The organism is Halopseudomonas sp. T1L2 (assembly GCF_055397385.1).
In genome coordinates this window covers 460,561-480,845 of record NZ_AP040865.1, presented here as the reverse complement: position 1 = coordinate 480,845, position 20,285 = coordinate 460,561, and the positions used below count along the sequence as shown (strand labels likewise).

Genomic DNA, 20,285 nt, shown 5'->3' with positions numbered 1-20,285 from the left:
ATCAAAAGATTGCAGAGAGTCTAGACACCTGCGTGTGACATCGGAATTTGGATGCCGGCAATGCGCCCGGGGTCACAGCACGGCCCCGCATTCACGCACCCGACCAGCAATACGCTCCGGCAAGCGTGCCTGACACGCCTTGAGCGTATGCCCTATGGCAGCCAGAATCGCCTCCTCATCTGCCGAACCGTGGCTTTTCATCACCACGCCGCGCAGACCAAGCAGACTAGCCCCGTTATAACGTGCCGGGTCGTGGCGCTCGCGCGTGCTCCGGGTGGCATGCAGCACCAGCGGTGCCAGCCAGCGCAGCAACCAGCTATCCGCCACCGCACTGCGCAGCTCCGCCTGCAGGTAGCCCGCAACCCCTTCGCTGGCTTTCAGCAGCACATTACCGACAAAGCCATCACAGACCACTACGTCCGCCTCACCCCGAAACAGGCCATCACCCTCGACCGAACCAACGTAATTGATCGCCGGGCAGACCTGCAGCAACGCAGCCGCCTGACGTACCTGGCGATTGCCCTTATGCGTCTCGCTGCCGATATTCAGCAGTCCGACCCGCGGCGCCGGGTTACCGCTCAGCTCAGCGGCCGCGGCAGCGCCCATGATCGCAAACTCGACCAACTGTTCGGCCGGGCAATCTACGTTCGCACCCAGATCAAGGACATGACACAGGCGCCCCGATACCGGCAATGCGGCCATGATTGCAGGCCGACGAATACCCTCAAGGGTGCCCAGCACCGCACGCGCAAGCACCATCAGCGCACCGGTATTGCCCGCACTCAGACAGCCATCAACCTGCCCGTCTCGGACCAGCTCAAGAGCAACACGCATGGAGGCATCGCGCTTACCGCGCAGCACGCTGGCAGGCGGATCATCAGCGAGAATCTGTTCACGGGCAGGACGAAATGACAGACGATCAGAATCAACAGCAGCACTACCCAGCAGGGGCTCGACGATGTCGGCAGCACCAACCAGAGTAATATGCAGGAAGGGGTACAGCGAGAGACTGCGCAGCGCAGCAGGGACAATGCAGCGGGGACCGCGGTCCCCGCCCATCACATCAATCGCAATGCGGATTGACGTGGACAAGACTTATTCGTCGTTGTCCTTGTTGATCACCTGACGACCACGGTAGAAACCGTCAGGGGAAACGTGGTGGCGCAGGTGGGTTTCACCAGTAGTCTTGTCGACGGACAAGGCGGAGGCGGACAGGGCATCATGCGAACGACGCATGCCGCGTGCGGAACGGGACTTTTTGTTCTGCTGAACAGCCATGACTAATAAGCTCCTAAGCTCAGGTATCGCGTTTTAATTTGGCCAGCACGCTGAAAGGATTAGGCTTCTCAGACTTTTCCTCCAGCTCCGCCGTCTCAGGGCGATACCCTGGCGGATGCTGACAAGTTTGTTGCGGATGCATCGGAACTGCAGGCAAAGCCAGGAGCAGCTCGTCCTCGATCAGCGCATGCAGATCGAGCGGTTCATCACCCACAATAACCGGTTCATAGTGACGCGGAAGCTGTTTTGCCGCCTCGTCGCTCGTTACAAACCCCACATCACACTCGCTGTCGATCGGCACGACAACCTGCTCAAGACAACGCTGACACAACAACGGCGCATCGACCTGATAATGACCATGCATGGTTGCTATGCGCTGCTCGTCCCGGGAAAAGTACAGTTCAACCTGAACTTCTCCAGTCGCGGCCTGCAACACCGCCGAAAAGCGCTCAAGACTGCTCACCTTCACTACGCCTTTCAGCGTAATTCTGCGGTCAACCAGTCGAGCCGGTTCGATGTGCGGGGGTATGGTTCCAGACATAAGCGCGCAATTCTAGGGGCACAAACCCCGCCTGTCAAAACTATTTAAGCCCTTGGGCATGCCGTTCGGCAGCTCGCACAACAATCATCCCAGCCGCTACCATAAGCACCTCAACCCAGCGGAGATACAACATGCAAAAACTGGTTCTTGCTTCCAGTTCACCATACCGCAAGAGCCTGCTTGAACGTCTTCGACAGCCGTTCGAGTGCGCCTCGCCGGATATCGACGAAACCCCGCAGCCGGGCGAAACCGCCGAGCAACTCACCCAGCGCCTGGCCCGAACCAAAGCACAGACACTGCGCAGCCGATTCAGCGATCACCTCATCATCGGCTCGGATCAGGTCCTGCTGCTCGATGGGGAACCCGTCAGCAAGCCAGTGAGCCACGCCGCCGCAGTCGACCAACTGACCCGCAGCAGCGGCCGCACACTGACCTTTTCAACAGCCCTTTGCGTCCTGAACAGCGCAAACGGTCACGAACAAACCTGCATCGAGCCCGTGCACGTCACCTTTCGCGACCTGAACCCCGAGGAGATCGAGCGCTACCTGCAACTTGAGCAACCCTACGATTGCGCCGGCAGCTTCAAGTCGGAGGGACTCGGCATCACCCTGATTGCACGCATCCAGGGGAATGACCCGACCAGCCTGATCGGACTGCCATTGATCCGCCTGCGCGCCATGCTCGCGAACGAAGGCCTCAACCTACCCTGAACTCAGCGCAGCGACGGACCTTGCAACCCGAGGCGCGTCGCCAGCTCCGCTCCGACACTGGCGCCCAGCTGGCGAGTAAAGCGCTGCAGCGGCGACTCCTGACGGGTGAAATCGACCAGATCCTCAGCACCGATCACATCACGTGCAACGGCAGACGTACTCGCCAAACCATCAACCAGACCAAGCTCCAGCGCCTGCTCACCCGACCAGACCAGACCGCTGAACATATCCGGCGTCTCTTTCAGCCGATCTCCACGCCCCACACGCACACTGCGAATAAACTGCTCATGGGTGGTGTTCAGCACCTGCTGCCAGAAGGCTCGCTCATCGGGCTTTTCCGGCTGAAACGGATCCAGGAACGCCTTGTGCTCGCCGGCGGTATAGATACGCCGCTCGACACCCAACTTGTCCATGGTGCCGACAAATCCGAAGCCGGCAGCAGTCACCCCGATCGAACCCACAAGACTGGCCTTATCGGCATAGATTTCATCTGCAGCGGAGGCAATGTAATAGGCACCCGAGGCGCCAATATCGGTAATAACCGCATACACCTTCACATCCGGATGCAGTGCGCGCAGCCGCTTGATTTCGTCATAGACGTAACCGGACTGCACTGGACTTCCACCTGGACTGTTGATTCGCAGCACAATGCCCTTGGTGTTTTCATCTTCAAACGCCTCGCGCAAGGCTCCGACCAGGTTGTCGGCACTCGCCTCCTCCTGATCGGCAATCACGCCGCGCACCTCAATAACCGCCGTATGCGGTCCTACCGCGGCAGAGGACCCCAACTGCCCAAGGGGCGACAACAGCGCCAGCGCCACAAACAGATAGGTAAAGGTCAGCAGCTTGAAGAAAATCCCCCAACGGCGTGACCGCCGCTGCTCCTGCAGCGAGGCATTCAGCGTGCCCTCCAGCAAAGCCCACGCCTTGGCGTCCTCAACAGCACCCTTGGAGTCAGCCGTAGACACCATTTCACCTTCAGTCCAGCGATCACGATCCATTACAGCCTCTCAGTCCGATTACCTGCCAATCAGCACGCTGAGCACGCAGCCACAACGGCAACTCGGCAAACACATCAATACAATGCAAGGGCGCACAAGCCAGCAGCTGCGCCCGCGATTGAGCGCCATAGCTGACGGCGACCGAACGCATCCCGGCATTATGTGCCATCTCAATATCAAAACTGCTGTCGCCAACCATCAGCGAGCGCGCGGCAGAGGTCTCAAGCATATCAACCAACTGGTGCAGCATGGCAGGATCCGGCTTGCTCACCGCCTCGTCAGCACAGCGCGTTGCATCGAAATAATCGAGCATATCGTGCTGCTCGAGAATTCGAGCCAAGCCCTTACGCCCCTTGCCTGTGGCCACCGCCAACCTGAACCCCTGCTCACGCCAGGTATCAAGCGCCTCACGCACACCAGGGAACAATGACACGCTTGCCTGATCCTCAGACAGATAGATATCGCGGTAGGCCTCGACCACAACGACATGCAGATGAGACTGCTGCGGAAACAGCCTGGCCGCCGCCTCGGACAGACTCAGACCGATAATCCCGCGCACCGCATCCGAAGCAGGCACATCGAGCCCGACCGCTGCCGCTGCGCGTTGCATGACACTGACGATATGACCAACCGAATCAGCCAACGTGCCATCCCAATCAAAAATCAGCGTATCAATTGCCGACATTGGCCAGCCTGCGCAGCGTTTCATCCCACATCGGACCCGGCTCGGCCTCAACTTCCAGCATGCTGCCATCAGCCATTTCCACCGACAGCGAGCGCGCATGCAGAAACAAGCGCTTGCCGCCCAGCTCTCGCAACTCGCGGGAAAAGTCATCATCACCGTACTTGGGGTCGCCACCAATTGGATGCCCCGCATACTTGGCATGCACTCGAATCTGATGAGTGCGACCGGTAATGGGCCTTGCCTCGACCAGGGTCGCGTAATCGGCAAACCGCTGCAGCACCTTGAACTCGGTCAGACTCTCCTTGCCGGCCGGATCCACCTCAACCATACGCTCGCCGGAGCGCAGATTATTTTTCTGCAAAGGCGCATGCACCTTTTTTGTCGACCCGGGCCAGCGCCCGCGCACCAGAGCCCAATACCGCTTGTTGACACCATCACCCCGCAGCGCCGCATGAAGATGCCGAAGCACACTGCGCTTTTTGGCAATCATCAGGCAGCCGGAGGTATCACGATCAAGCCGATGGACCAGCTCCATTTGCGGACAATCCGGACGCAACTGGCGCATTGCCTCAATAACGCCGAAATGCAGACCGCTACCCCCATGAACCGCCAGACCAGCCGGCTTGTTCACCACAATAATTCCCTTGTCCTCAAACAGGATATTCTGCTCGAGCGCATTGAGAATGCCCTGCCCGACCAGCACCGGCTCGTCAGGCGCCGGCAGACGCACCGGCGGGATGCGCAACTGGTCGCCCGCCTGCAGGCGGTAGTCCGGCTTGACCCGACCCTTGTTCACTCGCACCTCGCCCTTGCGCAAAATGCGATAGACAAGCGTCTTGGGAGCCCCCTTGAGGCGCGTAATCAGATAATTATCGATGCGCTGCCCCGCCTGATCGGCAGAGATATCATCGAATTGGACTTGGGCAGGCAGTTCTGGAGAGGTGTTTTTCATCGGCGCATCATACAATTTTTCATTCAATTGAAGCACTTAAAAAATACTGCTATAGTCCGGCGAGCTGCCGATTCTGCAGCCGGGGATCTCAGGTCAAAACCACCTGCCAAACCCCAGAAACAACCACATGCAGCCCGGTCGCAGCAGGCAACACCCGCCGCCGACAGGACTCATGCTTACACCCTGGCCATCGTGATGAAGGCCAGAACATTAACCCGCTACCGACCAACAACGGAGCGGCACCCGATTCAGATGGGTACGTGTTTAGGTGGAGATGCACAGCTTCAGGATGATGTGACGAGCGCAGACACTAGCCAACTAGCGTGTCCCCGTCCCCAGTCCAGCTGATTCCTCCCCAAGGATTCCCGGCAGCCGCGCAAGGTGCGACGGCTGTATGGCTCGAAGGCCCCCGCAGACAATGCGCTGACACCCTAGAGCCCCTTCCGGCAGCCACCCGCTGCCGCGCCCGCCAGAACCGTTCTGCCGGGGGTCCAGAAGCAGTTTCTCTGTATGCAGTAGCTGTAACAGATTGAACTGTCGCCATAACCTGGCGATGTGAACTCTGCATCTCGGCCGAGTGCCGATGACAGAAACACACCTGACACCGAACCAGAGAGTCGCAGGTGCCGTGCCCGTGTAGACCGGAAAGCATCGGAAACACAACGGTACTTCATGAAAAGAATGCTCATTAACGCAACTCAACCCGAAGAGTTGCGTGTCGCCCTGGTAGATGGTCAACGCCTCTACGATCTGGATATCGAATCCGGCGCTCGCGAGCAGAAAAAGGCTAACATCTACAAAGGCCGTATCACCCGCGTCGAACCCAGCCTGGAAGCCGCCTTTGTCGACTTCGGCTCCGAACGACACGGCTTTCTCCCGCTCAAGGAAATCTCCCGCGAATACTTCTCCAAACAGGTTGAAGGTCGCGTCAACATCAAAGACGTTCTGAAAGAAGGCCAGGAAGTCATCGTCCAGGTCGACAAGGAAGAACGCGGCAACAAGGGCGCAGCCCTGACCACCTTCATCAGCCTCGCTGGCCGCTATCTGGTGCTGATGCCGAACAACCCGCGTGCCGGCGGCATTTCCCGACGCATCGAGGGTGAAGAGCGCAATGAACTGCGCGAAGCCCTGAACAGCCTCAACGTCCCTGCCGATATGGGCATGATCGTGCGCACCGCAGGCCTTGGCCGCAGCGCCGAAGAACTGCAATGGGACCTTGACTACCTCCTGCAGCTATGGGAAGCCATCAAGGGTGCCTCCGAAGAACGCAAGAGCCCGTTCCTGATCTATCAGGAAAGCAATGTCATCATCCGCGCCATTCGTGACTATCTGCGCCAGGACATCGGTGAAGTGCTGATTGACAGCCCAGAGGTCAAGGAAGAGGCTCTCAACTTCATCAGCCAGGTCATGCCGCAGTACGCGAGCAAGGTCAAGCTGTATGAAGACCCCGTGCCGCTGTTCAATCGCTTCCAGATCGAAAGCCAGATCGAGACCGCATTCGAGCGCGAAGTGAAGCTGCCGTCCGGCGGCTCTATCGTAATCGACCATACCGAAGCCCTGGTCTCCATCGACATCAACTCCGCCCGCGCAACCAAGGGTGGCGATATCGAGGAAACCGCACTGCAGACCAACCTGGAAGCGGCTGAAGAGATAGCCCGCCAGCTGCGCCTGCGCGACATTGGCGGCCTAATTGTTATCGACTTCATCGATATGACGCCGGCCAAAAACCAGCGCGCCGTTGAGGAACGCGTTCGCGAGAGCCTGGAAGCCGATCGCGCCCGCGTTCAGGTTGGCCGCATCTCTCGCTTTGGCCTGCTGGAAATGTCTCGTCAGCGCCTGCGTCCGTCGCTGGGTGAAACCAGCGGTATCGTCTGCCCTCGCTGTAATGGCCGCGGCACCATTCGCGATGTCGAATCCCTGTCGCTGTCGGTTCTGCGCCTGATCGAAGAAGAAGCCCTGAAGGAACGCACAGCCGAAGTCCGCGCCCACGTGCCGGTACCGGTTGCCACCTTCCTGCTGAACGAAAAGCGCGATGCTCTGGCCAAAACCGAAGCACGCACCCGCGTTCGCGTACTGGTTCTGCCAAACCCGCACATGGACACCCCGCATTTCGATGTCCAGCGCCTGCGCGACGACCACGAATCTGTCCTGAACGGTGAAACCAGCTACAACGCCACCAGCACGGTTGAAGTGGAAGAGCCGGCTCCGGTTAGCCAGACCCGCGCCATCGTACGCCAGGAAGCCGCCGTCAAGGCACTCTCCCCTGCACGCCCCGCGCCGACTCCGCCGGCTGCCGTTGAAGCGGTTCAGGCCGCCCAACCCAATCTGTTCAAGGGCCTGATCAAGAGCCTGGTCGGCCTGTTTGCCAGTGAGCAGACTGCAGCCGAGCCTGCCAAACAGCAGGAGCAAGCCAGCAGCGAACCGAAGCGCGAGCGCAGCAGCCGCAACGCCGACGAGCGCCGCAACAACCGTAACCGCCGTCAGCGGGGCGACCGCAACGAGCGCGGTGAGCGGGGTGAGCGTGCAGAACGCCCTGAACGCAACGAACGCAGCGAGCGCGGCAACCGTCAGGACACTGAGCGCAAACAGCAGCCGCGCACCGAGCGCAGCAACGAAGCAGAAAGCACAGAAGCGCGCAACGAGGGTGGCAATCAGCAGCGCCGCCGTCGTCGTCCAGCTCCTGCTGCTGCGCCACAGGCGGATACAGAGCAGCAGAGCAGCCGCGAGAACAGCCCCGTCCAGGAGCGTCCGCAGCGCGAGCGTCGGCCGCAACAGCCGCGCCCCGAGCAGACTGAGCCGGCCGAGCAGATCGAAGATCAGGTCAGCGCCGCCGATGTGGCCGACGAAAGCGTCAGCGCGGAAACCGACGCCGGCGAAGGTGAACGCCCCAAACGTCGCTCTCGCAGCAGCCAGCGCCGCCGCAACAACCGTCGTCGTCCGCAAGCCGAAGGGACCGATACCGAGAGCCAGGGCGATAACGCAGACGCAGCAACCTCAGCCTCAGCTGACAGCAACCCGGACGCAGCCAGCATTGCAGCAGTAGCGACAGCAACCGCCAATACCGGGGACGCACCGGCCGAGGGCAAGGCTGATGACGAGCAGCAGGCCGAGGTTACCGACCTGCAATCACCGGTCGAAGCCAGCCTGAGTGAAGCGGCAAGCAAGGCAGAGGCCTCCATCGAGACAGCCGTTGAAGCCTTCAGCCAGGCTCAGCCGCAAGAAGCCAGCATCGAAGCTGAAGCCAAAGTCGAAGCTGAGGCCAAGACCGAGAGCCAGGAGAGCGAAGCACCGGTAGAAAGCACCGAGGCAGCGGTCTCCAGCGAGCCGGCAGCGGTCGAACAGCCAGCCGAAGAGCCAGCGCCTGTCGCGCAGGTAACTGCAGAGGTGGAACCCAAGGTAGAAGCCAGCCAGCAGCCGACAGCAGAAGTACCTGCAGAAGCGCCCAAGGTCGAAGCCGTCGCCGAGCAGCCGGTTCAGGCCGAAAGCAGCATCCCCGCCCTGACAGAGAGCGGCCGCGCCTACAACGACCCACGCGAGATTCGCAAGCGCCAGCTTGAAGCCAAGCGTCAGGCCGAGGAAGAAGCGGCCAGGGCCGCACAGGTACAGCCTGAGCAACCTGCCGCGCAGGAAGCCGTTGTCGATCAGCCTGAAGCGCCGGCAGAGGCTGTCGAGCAAAAGGCTGCAGAGGTAGAGCCGAGCCAGCCTCAACAGGTTGATCTGCTCACCGATGCTGCTGCCGAGCAACCTGCAGATGCTGCAGCTGCCGACGAAGCCGTGCAGGCCGACGCTCAGGTAGAGCCATCGCCAGAACAGGCCGAGACGGAACAAGCGCCGCGCAAGCCTGAGCCGACAGAGGGCGACAAGCCCTGATAGTCGGCAACGAAAAAGGGGATGCATTGCATCCCCTTTTTTATGCGCCCAATATCTTCACCACCAAGGTTATAGACCGACCACCGGCGGCTCCTGCTCGAGCATTACACCGTAACGCTGCAACACGTCCTGCCTGATTTTCTCGGCCAGCCCGAGTACCTCGGCACCACTACCTCCGCCCGGATTGACCAGTACCAGCGCCTGCTCACTGTGCACGCCGACCGGCCCCTCTCGATAGCCTTTCCAGCCCGCCTGATCAATCAACCAGCCCGCCGCCAGCTTTACCTGTCCGTCAGCCTGCGGAAATTGCGGCATCGCCGGGAACCGGGTGGCGAGCTGATCTGCCGCCAAGCCCGGGACCAGTGGATTCTTGAAAAAACTTCCCGCATTGGGCACGACGGCCGGGTCCGGCAGCTTGCTTCGCCGAATCGACATGACCAGCTCGGCGACAACCCTTGCATCCGGCCGACTCAGGCCCGTCGACGCCCAGGCCGCCGCGAGCGGCGCGTAATCCACTCGCAACTGGGCACGCGTGTGCAAACGCAGGCGAACACGGAGAATGACAAAACGCCCGGCGGCACGCTTGAACACGCTGTCACGATAGGCAAAATTGCACGCATCACGGGTAAAGCAGCGAATTTCGCCGGTCTCGCGATCAAGGGCATCCAGGCTGTCAAACAGATCACGCACTTCGACACCGTAGGCGCCAATGTTCTGCACTGGCGCAGCGCCCACCGTACCCGGAATCAGCGCCAGGTTCTCCAGCCCGCTCAAGCCAAGATCCAGCGACCAGCCCACGAGACGATGCCAGTTCTCCCCTGCCTCGGCCTCGATCAGCACGTCACTGCCCCGGCGCTGCAAAATCCGCCGCCCCCGACTGCACATCACTACGACGAGCCCCGAAACAGGACCCGCCACCACGATGTTGCTACCACCTCCCAACAGGGTAACCGGCCAGCCACGCGCGTCAGCCTGCGCGAGCGCTTCGCGCAGCTCGACGTCAGATTCCACCCGCACCAGATACTCGGCGCGTTCGCGAATAGCCATCGTGTTGAACGGTTGCAGCTCAGCGTTGGTCTCCAGCGTCAGCATCCGTTGTGCGCCTCATCCAATAGCCCGGCGGAGGCCGCCTCCAGCATGTCCAGCACCTGCTCAAAGCCTTCATCACCACCGAAATACGGATCGGGTACCTCTGCGGGCAAGGACGGCGCATAACTCATGAACAGCCGAATTCGGGCAGCACAGTTGGCTGGCGCGACCCGCAACAGGTTCTCCAGGTTGCTGCGATCCATCGCCAGTATCAGATCGAACTGTTCAAAGTCGTCTGCGCACACGGCGCGGGCACGCTGGGCACTGAGATCGTAACCGCGGCGGCGGGCTGCCAGCTGGGCCCTGCGATCAGGCGCCTCTCCGGCGTGATAGCCGCCGGTACCGGCCGAATCCACCGTGTAGTGCGCCTGCAGCCCGCGTTCGGCGAGCATGGCCTCGAACACACCCTGCGCAGTAGGCGAGCGACAGATATTGCCCAGACAAACAAACAGAACTCGAGTCATGCCGACCCCAGCAGTGCCCGCACCCGCTCGAGATCCTCGGCGGTATCGACACCAGCCGGCAATGTCTGGCAGGCATCAGCGACGTGAATACGGGTACCGAACCAGAGCGCACGCAATTGCTCAAGTGACTCGGCCGTTTCCAGCGGACTGGCAGGCCAGCCAACGTAGGCATGAAGGAAGCTGACCTTGTAGGCATAGATACCCACGTGGCGGCGGAACGGAATGGCATCCGGCAACGCCGCCGGGCCGTTTGCAAACTGATCACGACACCAGGGCATGGGCGCTCGACTGAAGTACAGCGCGTAGCCCTGATGATCACAGACCACCTTGACCGCATTGGGATTGAACAGGGTCTCGCTGTCGTGAATCGGCTCAGCAAGGGTAGCGATACCTGCGTCCTGCGCCGCGATCAGGTTGGCCGCCACCTGATCAATGACCGCAGGCGGAATCATCGGCTCATCACCCTGCACATTGACCACACAGGCGTCGTCCGGCAGACCCAACTGACTCACTACTTCCTGCAGGCGATCAGTCCCGGTCGGATGGTCCGCCCGGGTCATGATTGCCCTGGCGCCAAAACCAGCACAGGCATCCATGATGCGCTGATCATCGGTGGCCACAATCACCGAGGCCGCACCGCTCTTGCACGCCTGCTGCCAGACATGCTGGACCATCGGCTTGCGGTCAATCAGCTGCAATGGCTTGCCCGGTAATCGGGTGGAGGCATAACGTGCCGGGATGATGACGTGGAACATGTTCAGTCACCCAACTTTTCATCGGCATCCAGAGCCCGCGCTTCGGTTTCCAGCATCACCGGAATACCATCGCGCACGGGGAACGCCAGGCCGTCGGCGCGGCACCACAATTCCTGCTTGTCGTTACTCAGCACCAGCGGCCCCTTGCACAGGGGACAAGCCAGTACATCCAGCAATTTAGGGTCCATCAGTTACTCCTGCTTGATTTCATCGGAAGGAGAAGGCAACAGGCGGTACAGCGCCGCCGCGAAAGCCTCACTCAATTGAGCCTCAACACTCAGATACCACCAGTTTTCTTGCGCCTGCGGCGCGCACTTCACCGCATCCTTCTCGGTCATCACCACCGGGCGGTCCGTCGGAAGAACCGACAGTATGGACGCGTCGTAATGCGCGTGGTCGGGAAAGATACGGGTATCAAAATCAAAGGCCAGGTCATCGAGGGTGCGAAAAAAGCGCTGCGGATTGCCGATGCCGGCCATGGCTGTCACCTGACGTGGCCCGGACCAGCGCGCCGCGGCAACCCGCTCCCCGGTTACCAGATTGACCAGTGCCCGAGGCAACAGTTGCATGCCAAAGCCATCGACCGCATCGCCGGCGGCACCATTTCTGACCACCAGATCAACCGACTCCAGTCGCTCGGCCGGCTCACGCAGTGGCCCCTCAGGCAGACAGCGCGCGTTACCCAGCCCACGCTGCTGATCCAGCATGACCAGCTCGACAGTGCGCCCCAGCGCGTAATGCTGCAAACCATCGTCGCTGATAATCAGGTTTACATCCGTGGTGGCGAGCAGATGACGCGCAGCGGCGGGCCGATCAGGGTCAATCACCACCGGCACGCCACAGCGGCGGACCAGCAAGGCTGGCTCGTCACCACAGACCGCAGGATCATCGGTGGCAGACACGCTCCACGGATAGCTCGGTGGCCTGGCCCCATAGCCACGGCTGACCACCCCAACCCGATAGCCACGCGCACGCAGATACTCGACCAGCCACACCACCATCGGCGTCTTGCCAGTGCCGCCTACCGTGATATTGCCAACCACGATCAGCGGCACTGGCGGCTGCCACTGCGCGCGCGCACCGGTCAGATAAGCCTGTCTGCGACGCACCGCCAGACAGCGATACAGGGCAGAAAGAGGCCGCAGCAGAGCCAGCCAGGCAGCCTTGTCATACCAGGCACGCAGCAGTCGCTGCTCCAGCGAGGGCACGCTCACTGCTGCGCGTCCGCCTCGGCTTCACTGGTGGTCAGGCGCAGGCGATTGAAACCGAGCTGACCGGCGGCGTCCATGGCGGTAATGACATATTGGTGCGGGGTCTGGGCGTCTGCACTGATCACCAGAGGGATCTGGCTGTCACCTGCGGACTCTTTTTGCAGCGCCGCCATCAGGGTCTTGAGGTCGGAGCTGATCAGGGTGCGTTCATTCAACGCCATCTCACCTGCCGCGTTGATGGTAAGTTCCAGCTGTTTGACGGTGCGGTCTTCCACCCGCTCACCCGATACGGCCTCCGGCAGATCAAGCTTCAGCTGGGTTTCGCGGGTAAAGGTGGTGGACACCATGAAGAAGATCAGCAGCAGAAACACCACGTCGATCAGCGGTGTCAGGTTGACGCTGACCTCTTCTATCTTCTGCCGGCGAAAGTTCACGCTCAGGCCCCCTTTGCGCCGCTGGCAACCTTCCGGCCGTTGCCGTTGCCGTTGCCGTTGCCGTTGCCGTTAAAGTCGACCTCGCGGTTACCCTGCATGACTTCGACCAGCTTGGTCGCTTCCTGCTCCATGGTAACGACCAGCTCGTCCACCCGGCGCACGAAGAAGCGGTGGAAGAACACGGCAGGAATGGCGACCGTCAGGCCGGCTGCCGTTGTAATCAGCGCCTTGGAGATGCCACCCGCCAGCACGCCGGTGTTGCCCGTGCCCTGGATCATGATCGCGCTGAACACGTCAATCATGCCGATCACGGTACCCAGCAAGCCGAGTAGCGGCGTAATGGCTGCAATGGTCCCCAGGGTATTGAGGTAGCGTTCCAGTTCGTGCACCACCTTGCCGGCGGCTTCCTGAATACACTCTTTCATGATCTCGCGACCATGACGCGAGTTGGCCAGCCCCGCAGCCAGAATCTCACCCAGTGGAGAGTCGGCGCGCAGCGTCTTGAGTTTTGTCGAGTCCAGTTGACCATCCTTGACCCATCGCCAGACCTGTCCAAGCAGATTGGCCGGCGCCACTCTGCCGCTGCGCAGCGTCCATAGACGCTCGATAACAATGGCCACCGCGATGACTGACGACAGGATGATGGGCAACATCAACCATCCGCCAGAACTGATCAATTCCCACACAAGCGATCCCTCCCCCAAAACGTTGCCTACTCTAGCACAGCGAGCCGGCTCAAAGGCCCGCGCAAGCAGCGCACTACTGTTTGTTATTCATGCCAGAAACGCCGCGCCCTGTCGCGCCAGCGCCACTCCGGAACAAGCGGCCGATCCGGGCTCAGGATAAAGCTGACCGCACCGGCGCTGCCAGTATAAATTGCTTCACTGCCCAATTCGCGGTACCGATCCACAACCTGCTGATGGGGGTGTCCGAAGGGGTTGTGATAGGCCGCGCTGAAGACAACCCAGTGCGGCTCGAGACGCCTGATGAAGACATAGCTGGAAGAGCTGCGGCTGCCATGATGGGGCGCCAACAGCACATCAGCGGGCGCCAGCTGCGCCAGCAATTGCAGCTCGTCCGCCTTGCCGATATCACCTGGCAAGAGCACAGAGCGCTGGCCTGCCCATATCTGCAAAACGCAGGAGCGCGCATTGCCGTCCTCCCCTTCGTTCTGCGCCTGCAACAGGCGAAAGCGCACATCGTCCCAGACCCACTCCTGCCCGTTAGTACAGGGCACAGCCGCCAGCGCCGCAGGCAGCTGCTCGGCCTCACCGCTGATCACCCGGTGCGGTTGCAGCCGCTGCATGACGGCAACCGCACCGCCGGCATGATCGGTATCAGCATGACTCAACAGCAGCAGATCCAGCTGACGGACACCCAGACCAAGCAAGCCCGGGGCGACAACCGCCTCGCCCAGATCGAATCCGCTGGCATGCCGTGCGGCGGCGTCGTACAACAGATCGTGGCGGGCGGTCTGCACCAGAACCGCCAGCCCCTGCCCCACGTCCAGCACGACCACACGCGCCTCGCCCGCCAGCGGACGCTCGTGCTGGGGCAGCAACAAGGGGAGAACACACAACACCCCCAGCGGACGCAACAGCCCAACCGGCAACAGCCAGATCAGCACACCCAGCAGGCCTATCATCCAAGCCAGCCAGCCGGGGAACGGCAGATGCAGCACAGCGCCCCACTGTGCCACCCAGTCCAACGCAAGCATCAGCAGATTGAGCAGGCGGGCCGCCAGCAGAAGCAGCAGATCCACCCCGAAAAGCAGGTCAAGCACAGCGCCAAGCAAAGCTGCAGGCACAATCAGCAGACTGACCCAGGGGATTGCCAGCAGATTGACGCCCATGGCGACGGTACTGGCCGGCATCCCCCACAGCAGCAACCAGGGCCAAAGGCCTGCGAAGGCAATCCATTGCGAGCGTCCCCAGCGCCACCATGGGGCACGGACGTGCAGCCGCCCTCCCATCCCCAGCAACAGCAGCCCCACCGCCATAAACGACAGCCAATAACCCGCCCGCAGCGGTGCAGCAGGATTGACCAGGGTGACAATGACCATCGCCGCCAGCCACAGCTCAATGGCCGGCAACTGACGCCGCCAAAGCTTCAGCAGCAACACCAGCGAGCACATCAGCAGTGCACGCTGAACCGGTACCTCCATACCGGCAAGCCCGGCATATCCGGCCGCTGCCAGCAAGGCAACAGGTGCGCTCAACCACAGCTGAGGGCGTGACCAGCGTAGCGGAAGGTAACGCAGGACAAGGGCTGTCAGGGCAAACACCGCTGCCGCCAGCATGCCGACATGCAGGCCGGAGATAACCAGCAGATGGGTTGTACCGGTTGCCTGCAGTCGATCCCAATCCGCCTGGTCAAGCGCCTGACGGTCCCCCGTCAGCAAGGCCAGCAGCCGCCGCCCGCCCTCAACAGCCTCGAGCGTGCCGGCCAGGCGGGCCTGCAATCGATCGCGCCACTGCCCCCAGCCCGGAGCAGGTTCAATGCGCTGGCCGGCTGTCACACTGCCGACTGCACCAATGCCCTGGGCATACAACCAGGCTTCGTAATCGAACGTGCCGGGATTACGCATACCGCGAGGCCGCCGCAGGCGTACCTCAAACCGCCAGTGTTCCCCCGCCGCCAGCGGCTCACCATCCCACCAGTGCAGGCGCATGCTCGGCAAAGCCTGCCCACTCGTATCGCGTACATCGCGCAGCAGAAAACGCCAGCCTGTTTGCGTCTGTGCGGGTAACGAGTCGATGCGACCACTGAGCTGAATACGCTGATTATCCAGTGCCTCGGGCAAACGCCGATCAAGCAGCAGTTGATGACCGAACAGGGCCCAGCAAAAGGCCAACAGGAACGCCATAACAGGCCGGACTGCCGCCGCTGGCCGGAGATAGCAGAACACCAGCAAAAGCACGAAGCCGAATGCAAACGGCTGCCAGGGCGGCAGAGCCGAGAACAGCAGCGGACAGAGCAGCCCTGCCAGCAGGCTGAACAGCAGCAGGCGCATTTCATTCACGCAAACATCCTGTTTTGCTTTAGCCGTCAGGCAGTAGTGCCCGCCCGACATTCCATGCATAATTGGCCCACGCCAGCCAGACCGAACCCTGCGATGCCGCGCCGTTTCCTCAAACGCATGATGCCCCACCCCGACCGTATCAAGGGCAGCAAATCCCTGCAGTTCATGGGTAATTTGCTGCATGATCCGAATCTGTGGCATCTCAACCGACACAGCGTCTCACGCGCCATGGCGGTTGGCCTGTTCGTAGCCTTGATGCCAATACCGATGCAAATGGCCGTTGCCGCTGCCATCGCCATTATCGCGCGCTCCAACCTGCCAATTTCGGTCAGCCTGGTCTGGCTGACCAACCCGGTCACCATGCCGCCGATTTTCTTCGCCCAGTATCAGGTCGGCGTATTGCTGCTTGGCGCATCCGAGCGCAGCATGCCGATGGAGCTGTCAGTGAACTGGCTGATGGCTGAACTGCATCACATTTGGCAACCCCTGCTGCTGGGGTCGCTGGTGGTCGGCACCGTCGTCGCAGCACTGGGTTACGTGCTGACGCTGTTGTATTGGCGCATGTGGGTGTCACGCAACTGGCAACGACGCAAATTGCGACGTCGTCGCCAATCGCAGGAGTGAAGCCTCAGGCCGACAGCAACTGGCCCTGACGCAGGGTGAGGGTACGATCCATCTGCGCAGCCAGCGCAAGATCGTGAGTTACCACCAGAAAGGCCGTTTGCAGGGTCTGACTCAGTTCCAGCATCAATTGCTGGACACTCTCGGCAGTATCCTGATCCAGATTACCGGTCGGCTCGTCGAGCAGTACACAGGCAGGCTTATTGATCAAGGCACGGGCAATGGCAACCCGCTGCCGCTCCCCACCTGACAGCTCCGCCGGCTTGTGCCCGATGCGCTTGCCCAAACCGACACGCTCCAGCATGGCTGTGGCACGCTCACGCGCCTCGGCAATCGGCGTGCGACCGATCAGCAGCGGCATGCAGACATTCTCCAGCGCACTGAACTCCGGCAGCAGATGATGAAACTGATAGACGAACCCGAGCTCCTCATTGCGCAGCCGGCCCCTCTCCACCTCTTTCAGGGCGGACAGCTGTCGCCCGGCCAGCCGCACCTCGCCTGATGTCGGTGTATCCAGGCCGCCAAGCATATTGAGCAGCGTCGTCTTGCCGGAACCGGAGCTGCCGACAATCGCCACCCGCTCACCACGCTGGAGTTGAAGCTGAACATTATTCAGCACCCGCAAATTCTGCGGCCCGACGGCGTAGTCCTTGCACAGATCCCGACATTCGAGAACCAGATCAGTCATAGCGCAGCGCCTCCGCAGGCTCGGTTCGTGAGGCCCGCCAGGCGGGATAGAGGGTAGCAAGGAAGCTGAGACTCAGTGCCGTCACACAGATGACGACCACATCACTCCAGATCAGCTGGGATGGCAGGTAGCTGATGAAATACACATCCGAGCTGAGGAACTGAATACCCAGCACGCGCTCAAGCCAGGCCACCATCTCGGAGACATTCAGCGCGGCAAGCACACCCAGAATACCGCCACTGAGGGTGCCCACCACACCGATCAGCGAGCCCTGCACCATAAATATCCCCATGATCGCCCCTGGCGTGGCGCCCAGGGTACGCAAAATCGCGATATCCGCCTTCTTGTCGGTCACCACCATAACCAGGGTGGAAATGATATTGAACGCAGCGACTGCGACGATCAGCATCAGCAGAAGACCAATCATGGTCTTTTCCATCTTGATCGCGGCGAACAGATTACCGTGCGTACGGGTCCAGTCCTGGGCGTAGTAGTCACCCGGCAGTTCACGCACCAGGTCCCAGGCCACCTGCGGAGCCTCAAACAGGTTCTTCAATTTCAGCCGAACGCCCTGGACCTGGCCCGGTTCCCAGCGACTGAGCCGGGCAGCGTCATCAACGTGAATCATGGCCAGCGAGCTGTCCAGCTCGGCACCCACCTTGAAAACGCCGGTCACGGTGAAGCGCTTGAGTCGCGGAAAGACCCCCGCCGGGGTAACCGAGGCCTCAGGCAGCACGAATGTCAGCTTGTCACCCACCGCCACGTTGAAGCGCTTGGCTATCAGCTCGCCGATCACGATGCCGAACTCTCCTGCCGCCAGATTATCCAGCGAGCCCGATTGCATGTGGTTTTCCAGAATCGAGACGCGCTTCTCTGCCTGCGGCTCGATACCGTTGACCAGCACCGGCGCAACGCTGCCGTTGTGCGTCAACATGCCCTGAAGCTGAATAAAGGGTGCAGTGCCAACCACCTTCGGATTCTGCTCGAAGCGCTCGGCCAGCGATTGCCAGTCGCTGATCGGCTGGTAACCGTTGATTGTGGCGTGTGGCACCATACCGAGAATCCGTGTGCGCAACTCCCGATCAAAGCCGTTCATCACCGACAGCACCAGGATCATGACCATAACGCCCAGCGTCAGCCCGAGCATGGAAATCAGCGAGATGAAGGAAATGAAATGATTTCGCCGCTTGGCGCGGGTATAGCGCAGGCCGATAAAAAAGGGTAAAGGTCTGAACATGAAAAGCGGTTTACCTTATGCTCCAGCCGCAGCCGGTGGATTTTGAGCGACATGTTACACTGAACATCACAGTCTGGTCAGCGCCTGCCGACGGCGCGAATAGAGAATCGCCATGCACACAGACCACGAAGACAGCCGCGAGTTCTTTCGTATTCAGGATCACATCCACCTGGACTGCAAGCCCATTGCCGGACCGGAAGATGACCTGGGGGCCAGGCAAAGCGCCCTGTTCAATCTGCTTGCCGATCTGCACATGCTCGACTACGAGTCGCAGCATCTGCTGCGGCAGATCAGTGAGCGTGACAGGGCTCTGGCCCAATACCTCAAGATCATCAACAAACGCATCGATCTGCTTGGCAAGACGCTGGCCCTTGAGCTGGGCGATGACCTGGGCGAGCCGCAAGGCGTTACCCTGAGCGAAGGCGGTGTCGATTTCGAAAGCAGTGTGGCCTACCCGGCCGACAGCTGGGTAGCTGCGCGCCTGGTCCTGCTGCCTGCACCACTGGGCCTGGCCATTCCGGCCCGGGTCGTGCGCTGCGAACCAGCTGGCTCACCCGGCCGCTGGCATGTCGCACTGAACTTTGACCTGATCAATGACGCCCAGCGTCAGCTGCTGGCGCGGCATATTCTGCAGAAGCAGGCACAGGACATACGCGCCGCCAAATCCACCTGAAAGGACCTCCGAGATGAAAGCTACCCCTTCATTGCTGTTATGCGCCTGCCTGGCTCTGGCCGGCGCCGCCCAGGCAGATACCCTGCGCATTCCCGTCGGCGAGCAGGCCGGCAACCAGCACACGCCCCTGCCGCAGCGTGGCGCCAGTTTTGACAGCGTCACTGCGCGCTGGGGCGAGCCGAGCAAGCGCCACGCCGCGGTCGGCCAACCGCCAATTACCCGCTGGGACTATCCGGGCTTCAGTGTCTACTTCGAGCATGACAAGGTCATCGACAGCGTGCGTCAGCATACGCCAAAGGCCCCCTGATCCGACATGACACTGATTTACGGCCACCGCGGTGCACGGGCAGAAGCACCGGAAAACACCCTGCCCAGCTTTCGCAAGGCGCTCGAGGCGGGCGTTACCCGGGTCGAGCTGGACCTTCATCTTTCCGCCGATCAGCAACTGGTGGTCATTCACGACCCGACCCTGAAACGGACAACCGGCCTGCGCGGCAAGGTTGCCCAGCATACGGCAGCGGAGCTGTCGCGCATCGACGCGCGTTTCGGTCTGCCCGGCTGGAAGACGCCCTGTGCTATTCCCACCCTTGCCCAACTCCTGCAGCAATGCCCGGAAATCGAGCATTACCAGCTTGAGGTAAAGAGCGGTTCAGAGCGTCAGTCACGGATCGTGCTGGATGCCATCGCCACGCTGACCGAACGATACAACCTGCACGACAAGGCCGTCGTCACCTCTTCCAGCCGAACATTGCTGCGCTATGCCAGGCGAAGCAACTTCATGCTGCCAACCGGGCTGGTCGAAGAATACGGACTGCTGGATCCGGTAAAAAGCGCTCGCCGCTACGGTTGCGACTATCTGATTCTGAACTGGAAACTATGCAGCCAACAGCGCCTGCGTGCAGCGCAGGCGGCCGGACTTCACGTGTCGGTATGGACAGTCAACGACGCTGCGCTCATGCAGCGACTTGCCGAAATGGGGGTCGACAGCCTGATTACCGACCTGCCATCACTGGCGGTGAAGGTAATCAATCAGGGGCGCGCATAGCGCCCCGAA

Annotated in this window: 22 protein-coding genes; 6 read left to right on the top strand and 16 right to left on the bottom strand. The window is 61.1% G+C overall.

Features of this window, described 5'->3' with window-relative positions; translation table 11 throughout:
* Positions 1–72 precede the first annotated feature (72 nt).
* From plsX to ACZ5WQ_RS02235, 3 genes are read right to left on the bottom strand one after another with little or no spacing between them, the layout of a single operon-like run.
* Complete coding sequence (plsX, locus tag ACZ5WQ_RS02245) at positions 73–1,059, bottom strand: phosphate acyltransferase PlsX (protein WP_464383613.1); 987 nt, start codon at positions 1,057–1,059, stop codon at positions 73–75.
* Positions 1,060–1,095: 36 nt separating this feature from the next.
* Positions 1,096–1,278, bottom strand: coding sequence for a 50S ribosomal protein L32 (gene rpmF, locus ACZ5WQ_RS02240; RefSeq protein ID WP_088275389.1), 183 nt, complete (start codon positions 1,276–1,278; stop codon positions 1,096–1,098).
* A gap of 19 nt (positions 1,279–1,297) precedes the next feature.
* The gene (locus ACZ5WQ_RS02235) at positions 1,298–1,741 is read right to left on the bottom strand and encodes a YceD family protein (RefSeq protein ID WP_160003160.1); all 444 of its coding nucleotides are present in this window, start codon (positions 1,739–1,741) and stop codon (positions 1,298–1,300) included.
* Positions 1,742–1,950: 209 nt separating this feature from the next.
* Between ACZ5WQ_RS02235 and ACZ5WQ_RS02230 the strand changes: the two genes are divergently transcribed.
* A complete protein-coding gene (locus tag ACZ5WQ_RS02230) occupies positions 1,951–2,529 on the top strand; it encodes a Maf family protein (protein WP_088275393.1) in 579 nt (192 codons plus the stop codon).
* 2 nt (positions 2,530–2,531) lie between these two features.
* Here ACZ5WQ_RS02230 and sppA read toward each other — a convergent pair whose 3' ends face one another.
* From sppA to rluC, 3 genes are read right to left on the bottom strand one after another with little or no spacing between them, the layout of a single operon-like run.
* Entirely contained in the window at positions 2,532–3,500 is a 969-nt protein-coding gene (sppA, locus tag ACZ5WQ_RS02225) for a signal peptide peptidase SppA (protein ID WP_464383612.1), read from the bottom strand.
* A gap of 19 nt (positions 3,501–3,519) precedes the next feature.
* Entirely contained in the window at positions 3,520–4,215 is a 696-nt protein-coding gene (locus tag ACZ5WQ_RS02220; RefSeq protein WP_269687633.1) for an HAD-IIIA family hydrolase, read from the bottom strand.
* The gene (rluC, locus tag ACZ5WQ_RS02215; protein ID WP_269687634.1) at positions 4,202–5,167 is read right to left on the bottom strand and encodes a 23S rRNA pseudouridine(955/2504/2580) synthase RluC; all 966 of its coding nucleotides are present in this window, start codon (positions 5,165–5,167) and stop codon (positions 4,202–4,204) included. The genes ACZ5WQ_RS02220 and rluC overlap by 14 nt, the downstream gene beginning before the upstream one ends.
* 672 nt (positions 5,168–5,839) lie before the next feature.
* On the opposite strand from rluC, the gene rne reads away from it, so the two are divergent.
* Complete coding sequence (rne, locus tag ACZ5WQ_RS02210) at positions 5,840–9,037, top strand: ribonuclease E (protein WP_464383042.1); 3,198 nt, start codon at positions 5,840–5,842, stop codon at positions 9,035–9,037.
* A gap of 69 nt (positions 9,038–9,106) precedes the next feature.
* On the opposite strand, the gene murB is transcribed toward rne, so the two are convergent.
* The 8 genes from murB to ACZ5WQ_RS02170 all read right to left on the bottom strand — a co-directional run bounded on the left by murB (position 9,107) and on the right by ACZ5WQ_RS02170 (position 16,003).
* Positions 9,107–10,129 carry a UDP-N-acetylmuramate dehydrogenase gene (gene murB / locus ACZ5WQ_RS02205; protein ID WP_464383041.1) on the bottom strand — a complete coding sequence of 341 codons (1,023 nt, stop codon included), beginning with the start codon at positions 10,127–10,129 and terminating at the stop codon, positions 9,107–9,109.
* The gene (locus ACZ5WQ_RS02200; protein ID WP_088276458.1) at positions 10,123–10,590 is read right to left on the bottom strand and encodes a low molecular weight protein-tyrosine-phosphatase; all 468 of its coding nucleotides are present in this window, start codon (positions 10,588–10,590) and stop codon (positions 10,123–10,125) included. Before ACZ5WQ_RS02200 ends, murB begins: the two co-directional genes overlap by 7 nt.
* Entirely contained in the window at positions 10,587–11,345 is a 759-nt protein-coding gene (gene kdsB / locus ACZ5WQ_RS02195) for a 3-deoxy-manno-octulosonate cytidylyltransferase (RefSeq protein ID WP_228246198.1), read from the bottom strand. The genes ACZ5WQ_RS02200 and kdsB overlap by 4 nt, the downstream gene beginning before the upstream one ends.
* A 2-nt stretch (positions 11,346–11,347) precedes the next feature.
* Positions 11,348–11,533 (bottom strand): Trm112 family protein, encoded by a 186-nt coding sequence (locus ACZ5WQ_RS02190; protein ID WP_088276460.1) that lies wholly within the window; start codon positions 11,531–11,533, stop codon positions 11,348–11,350.
* Positions 11,534–11,536: 3 nt separating this feature from the next.
* Positions 11,537–12,553 (bottom strand): tetraacyldisaccharide 4'-kinase, encoded by a 1,017-nt coding sequence (lpxK, locus tag ACZ5WQ_RS02185; protein ID WP_228246273.1) that lies wholly within the window; start codon positions 12,551–12,553, stop codon positions 11,537–11,539.
* A gap of 2 nt (positions 12,554–12,555) precedes the next feature.
* Positions 12,556–12,990, bottom strand: coding sequence for an ExbD/TolR family protein (locus tag ACZ5WQ_RS02180; protein WP_088276463.1), 435 nt, complete (start codon positions 12,988–12,990; stop codon positions 12,556–12,558).
* A gap of 2 nt (positions 12,991–12,992) precedes the next feature.
* On the bottom strand, positions 12,993–13,676 hold the full coding sequence (locus ACZ5WQ_RS02175) for a MotA/TolQ/ExbB proton channel family protein (RefSeq protein WP_233049412.1): 684 nt from the start codon (positions 13,674–13,676) through the stop codon (positions 12,993–12,995).
* 83 nt (positions 13,677–13,759) lie between these two features.
* Positions 13,760–16,003, bottom strand: coding sequence for a DNA internalization-related competence protein ComEC/Rec2 (locus tag ACZ5WQ_RS02170; protein WP_464383611.1), 2,244 nt, complete (start codon positions 16,001–16,003; stop codon positions 13,760–13,762).
* 102 nt (positions 16,004–16,105) lie between these two features.
* Between ACZ5WQ_RS02170 and ACZ5WQ_RS02165 the strand changes: the two genes are divergently transcribed.
* On the top strand, positions 16,106–16,636 hold the full coding sequence (locus ACZ5WQ_RS02165; protein ID WP_088276617.1) for a DUF2062 domain-containing protein: 531 nt from the start codon (positions 16,106–16,108) through the stop codon (positions 16,634–16,636).
* A gap of 4 nt (positions 16,637–16,640) precedes the next feature.
* Here ACZ5WQ_RS02165 and lolD read toward each other — a convergent pair whose 3' ends face one another.
* Together lolD and ACZ5WQ_RS02155 are read right to left on the bottom strand one after the other, a co-directional pair.
* Positions 16,641–17,321: a lipoprotein-releasing ABC transporter ATP-binding protein LolD gene (gene lolD / locus ACZ5WQ_RS02160; RefSeq protein ID WP_269687638.1), complete on the bottom strand. Its 681-nt coding sequence runs from the start codon at positions 17,319–17,321 to the stop codon at positions 16,641–16,643.
* On the bottom strand, positions 17,314–18,558 hold the full coding sequence (locus ACZ5WQ_RS02155) for a lipoprotein-releasing ABC transporter permease subunit (protein WP_285678072.1): 1,245 nt from the start codon (positions 18,556–18,558) through the stop codon (positions 17,314–17,316). The genes lolD and ACZ5WQ_RS02155 overlap by 8 nt, the downstream gene beginning before the upstream one ends.
* A gap of 112 nt (positions 18,559–18,670) precedes the next feature.
* Between ACZ5WQ_RS02155 and ACZ5WQ_RS02150 the strand changes: the two genes are divergently transcribed.
* Genes ACZ5WQ_RS02150 through ACZ5WQ_RS02140 form a run of 3 tightly spaced genes read left to right on the top strand, consistent with a single transcriptional unit; the run spans position 18,671 to position 20,276 of the window.
* Entirely contained in the window at positions 18,671–19,231 is a 561-nt protein-coding gene (locus ACZ5WQ_RS02150; protein WP_228246194.1) for a PilZ domain-containing protein, read from the top strand.
* Between the two features lie 13 nt (positions 19,232–19,244).
* Positions 19,245–19,538, top strand: coding sequence for a phosphodiesterase (locus ACZ5WQ_RS02145; protein WP_338213487.1), 294 nt, complete (start codon positions 19,245–19,247; stop codon positions 19,536–19,538).
* Positions 19,539–19,544: 6 nt separating this feature from the next.
* Positions 19,545–20,276 carry a glycerophosphodiester phosphodiesterase gene (locus tag ACZ5WQ_RS02140; RefSeq protein ID WP_338213488.1) on the top strand — a complete coding sequence of 244 codons (732 nt, stop codon included), beginning with the start codon at positions 19,545–19,547 and terminating at the stop codon, positions 20,274–20,276.
* Positions 20,277–20,285: the final 9 nt, after the last annotated feature.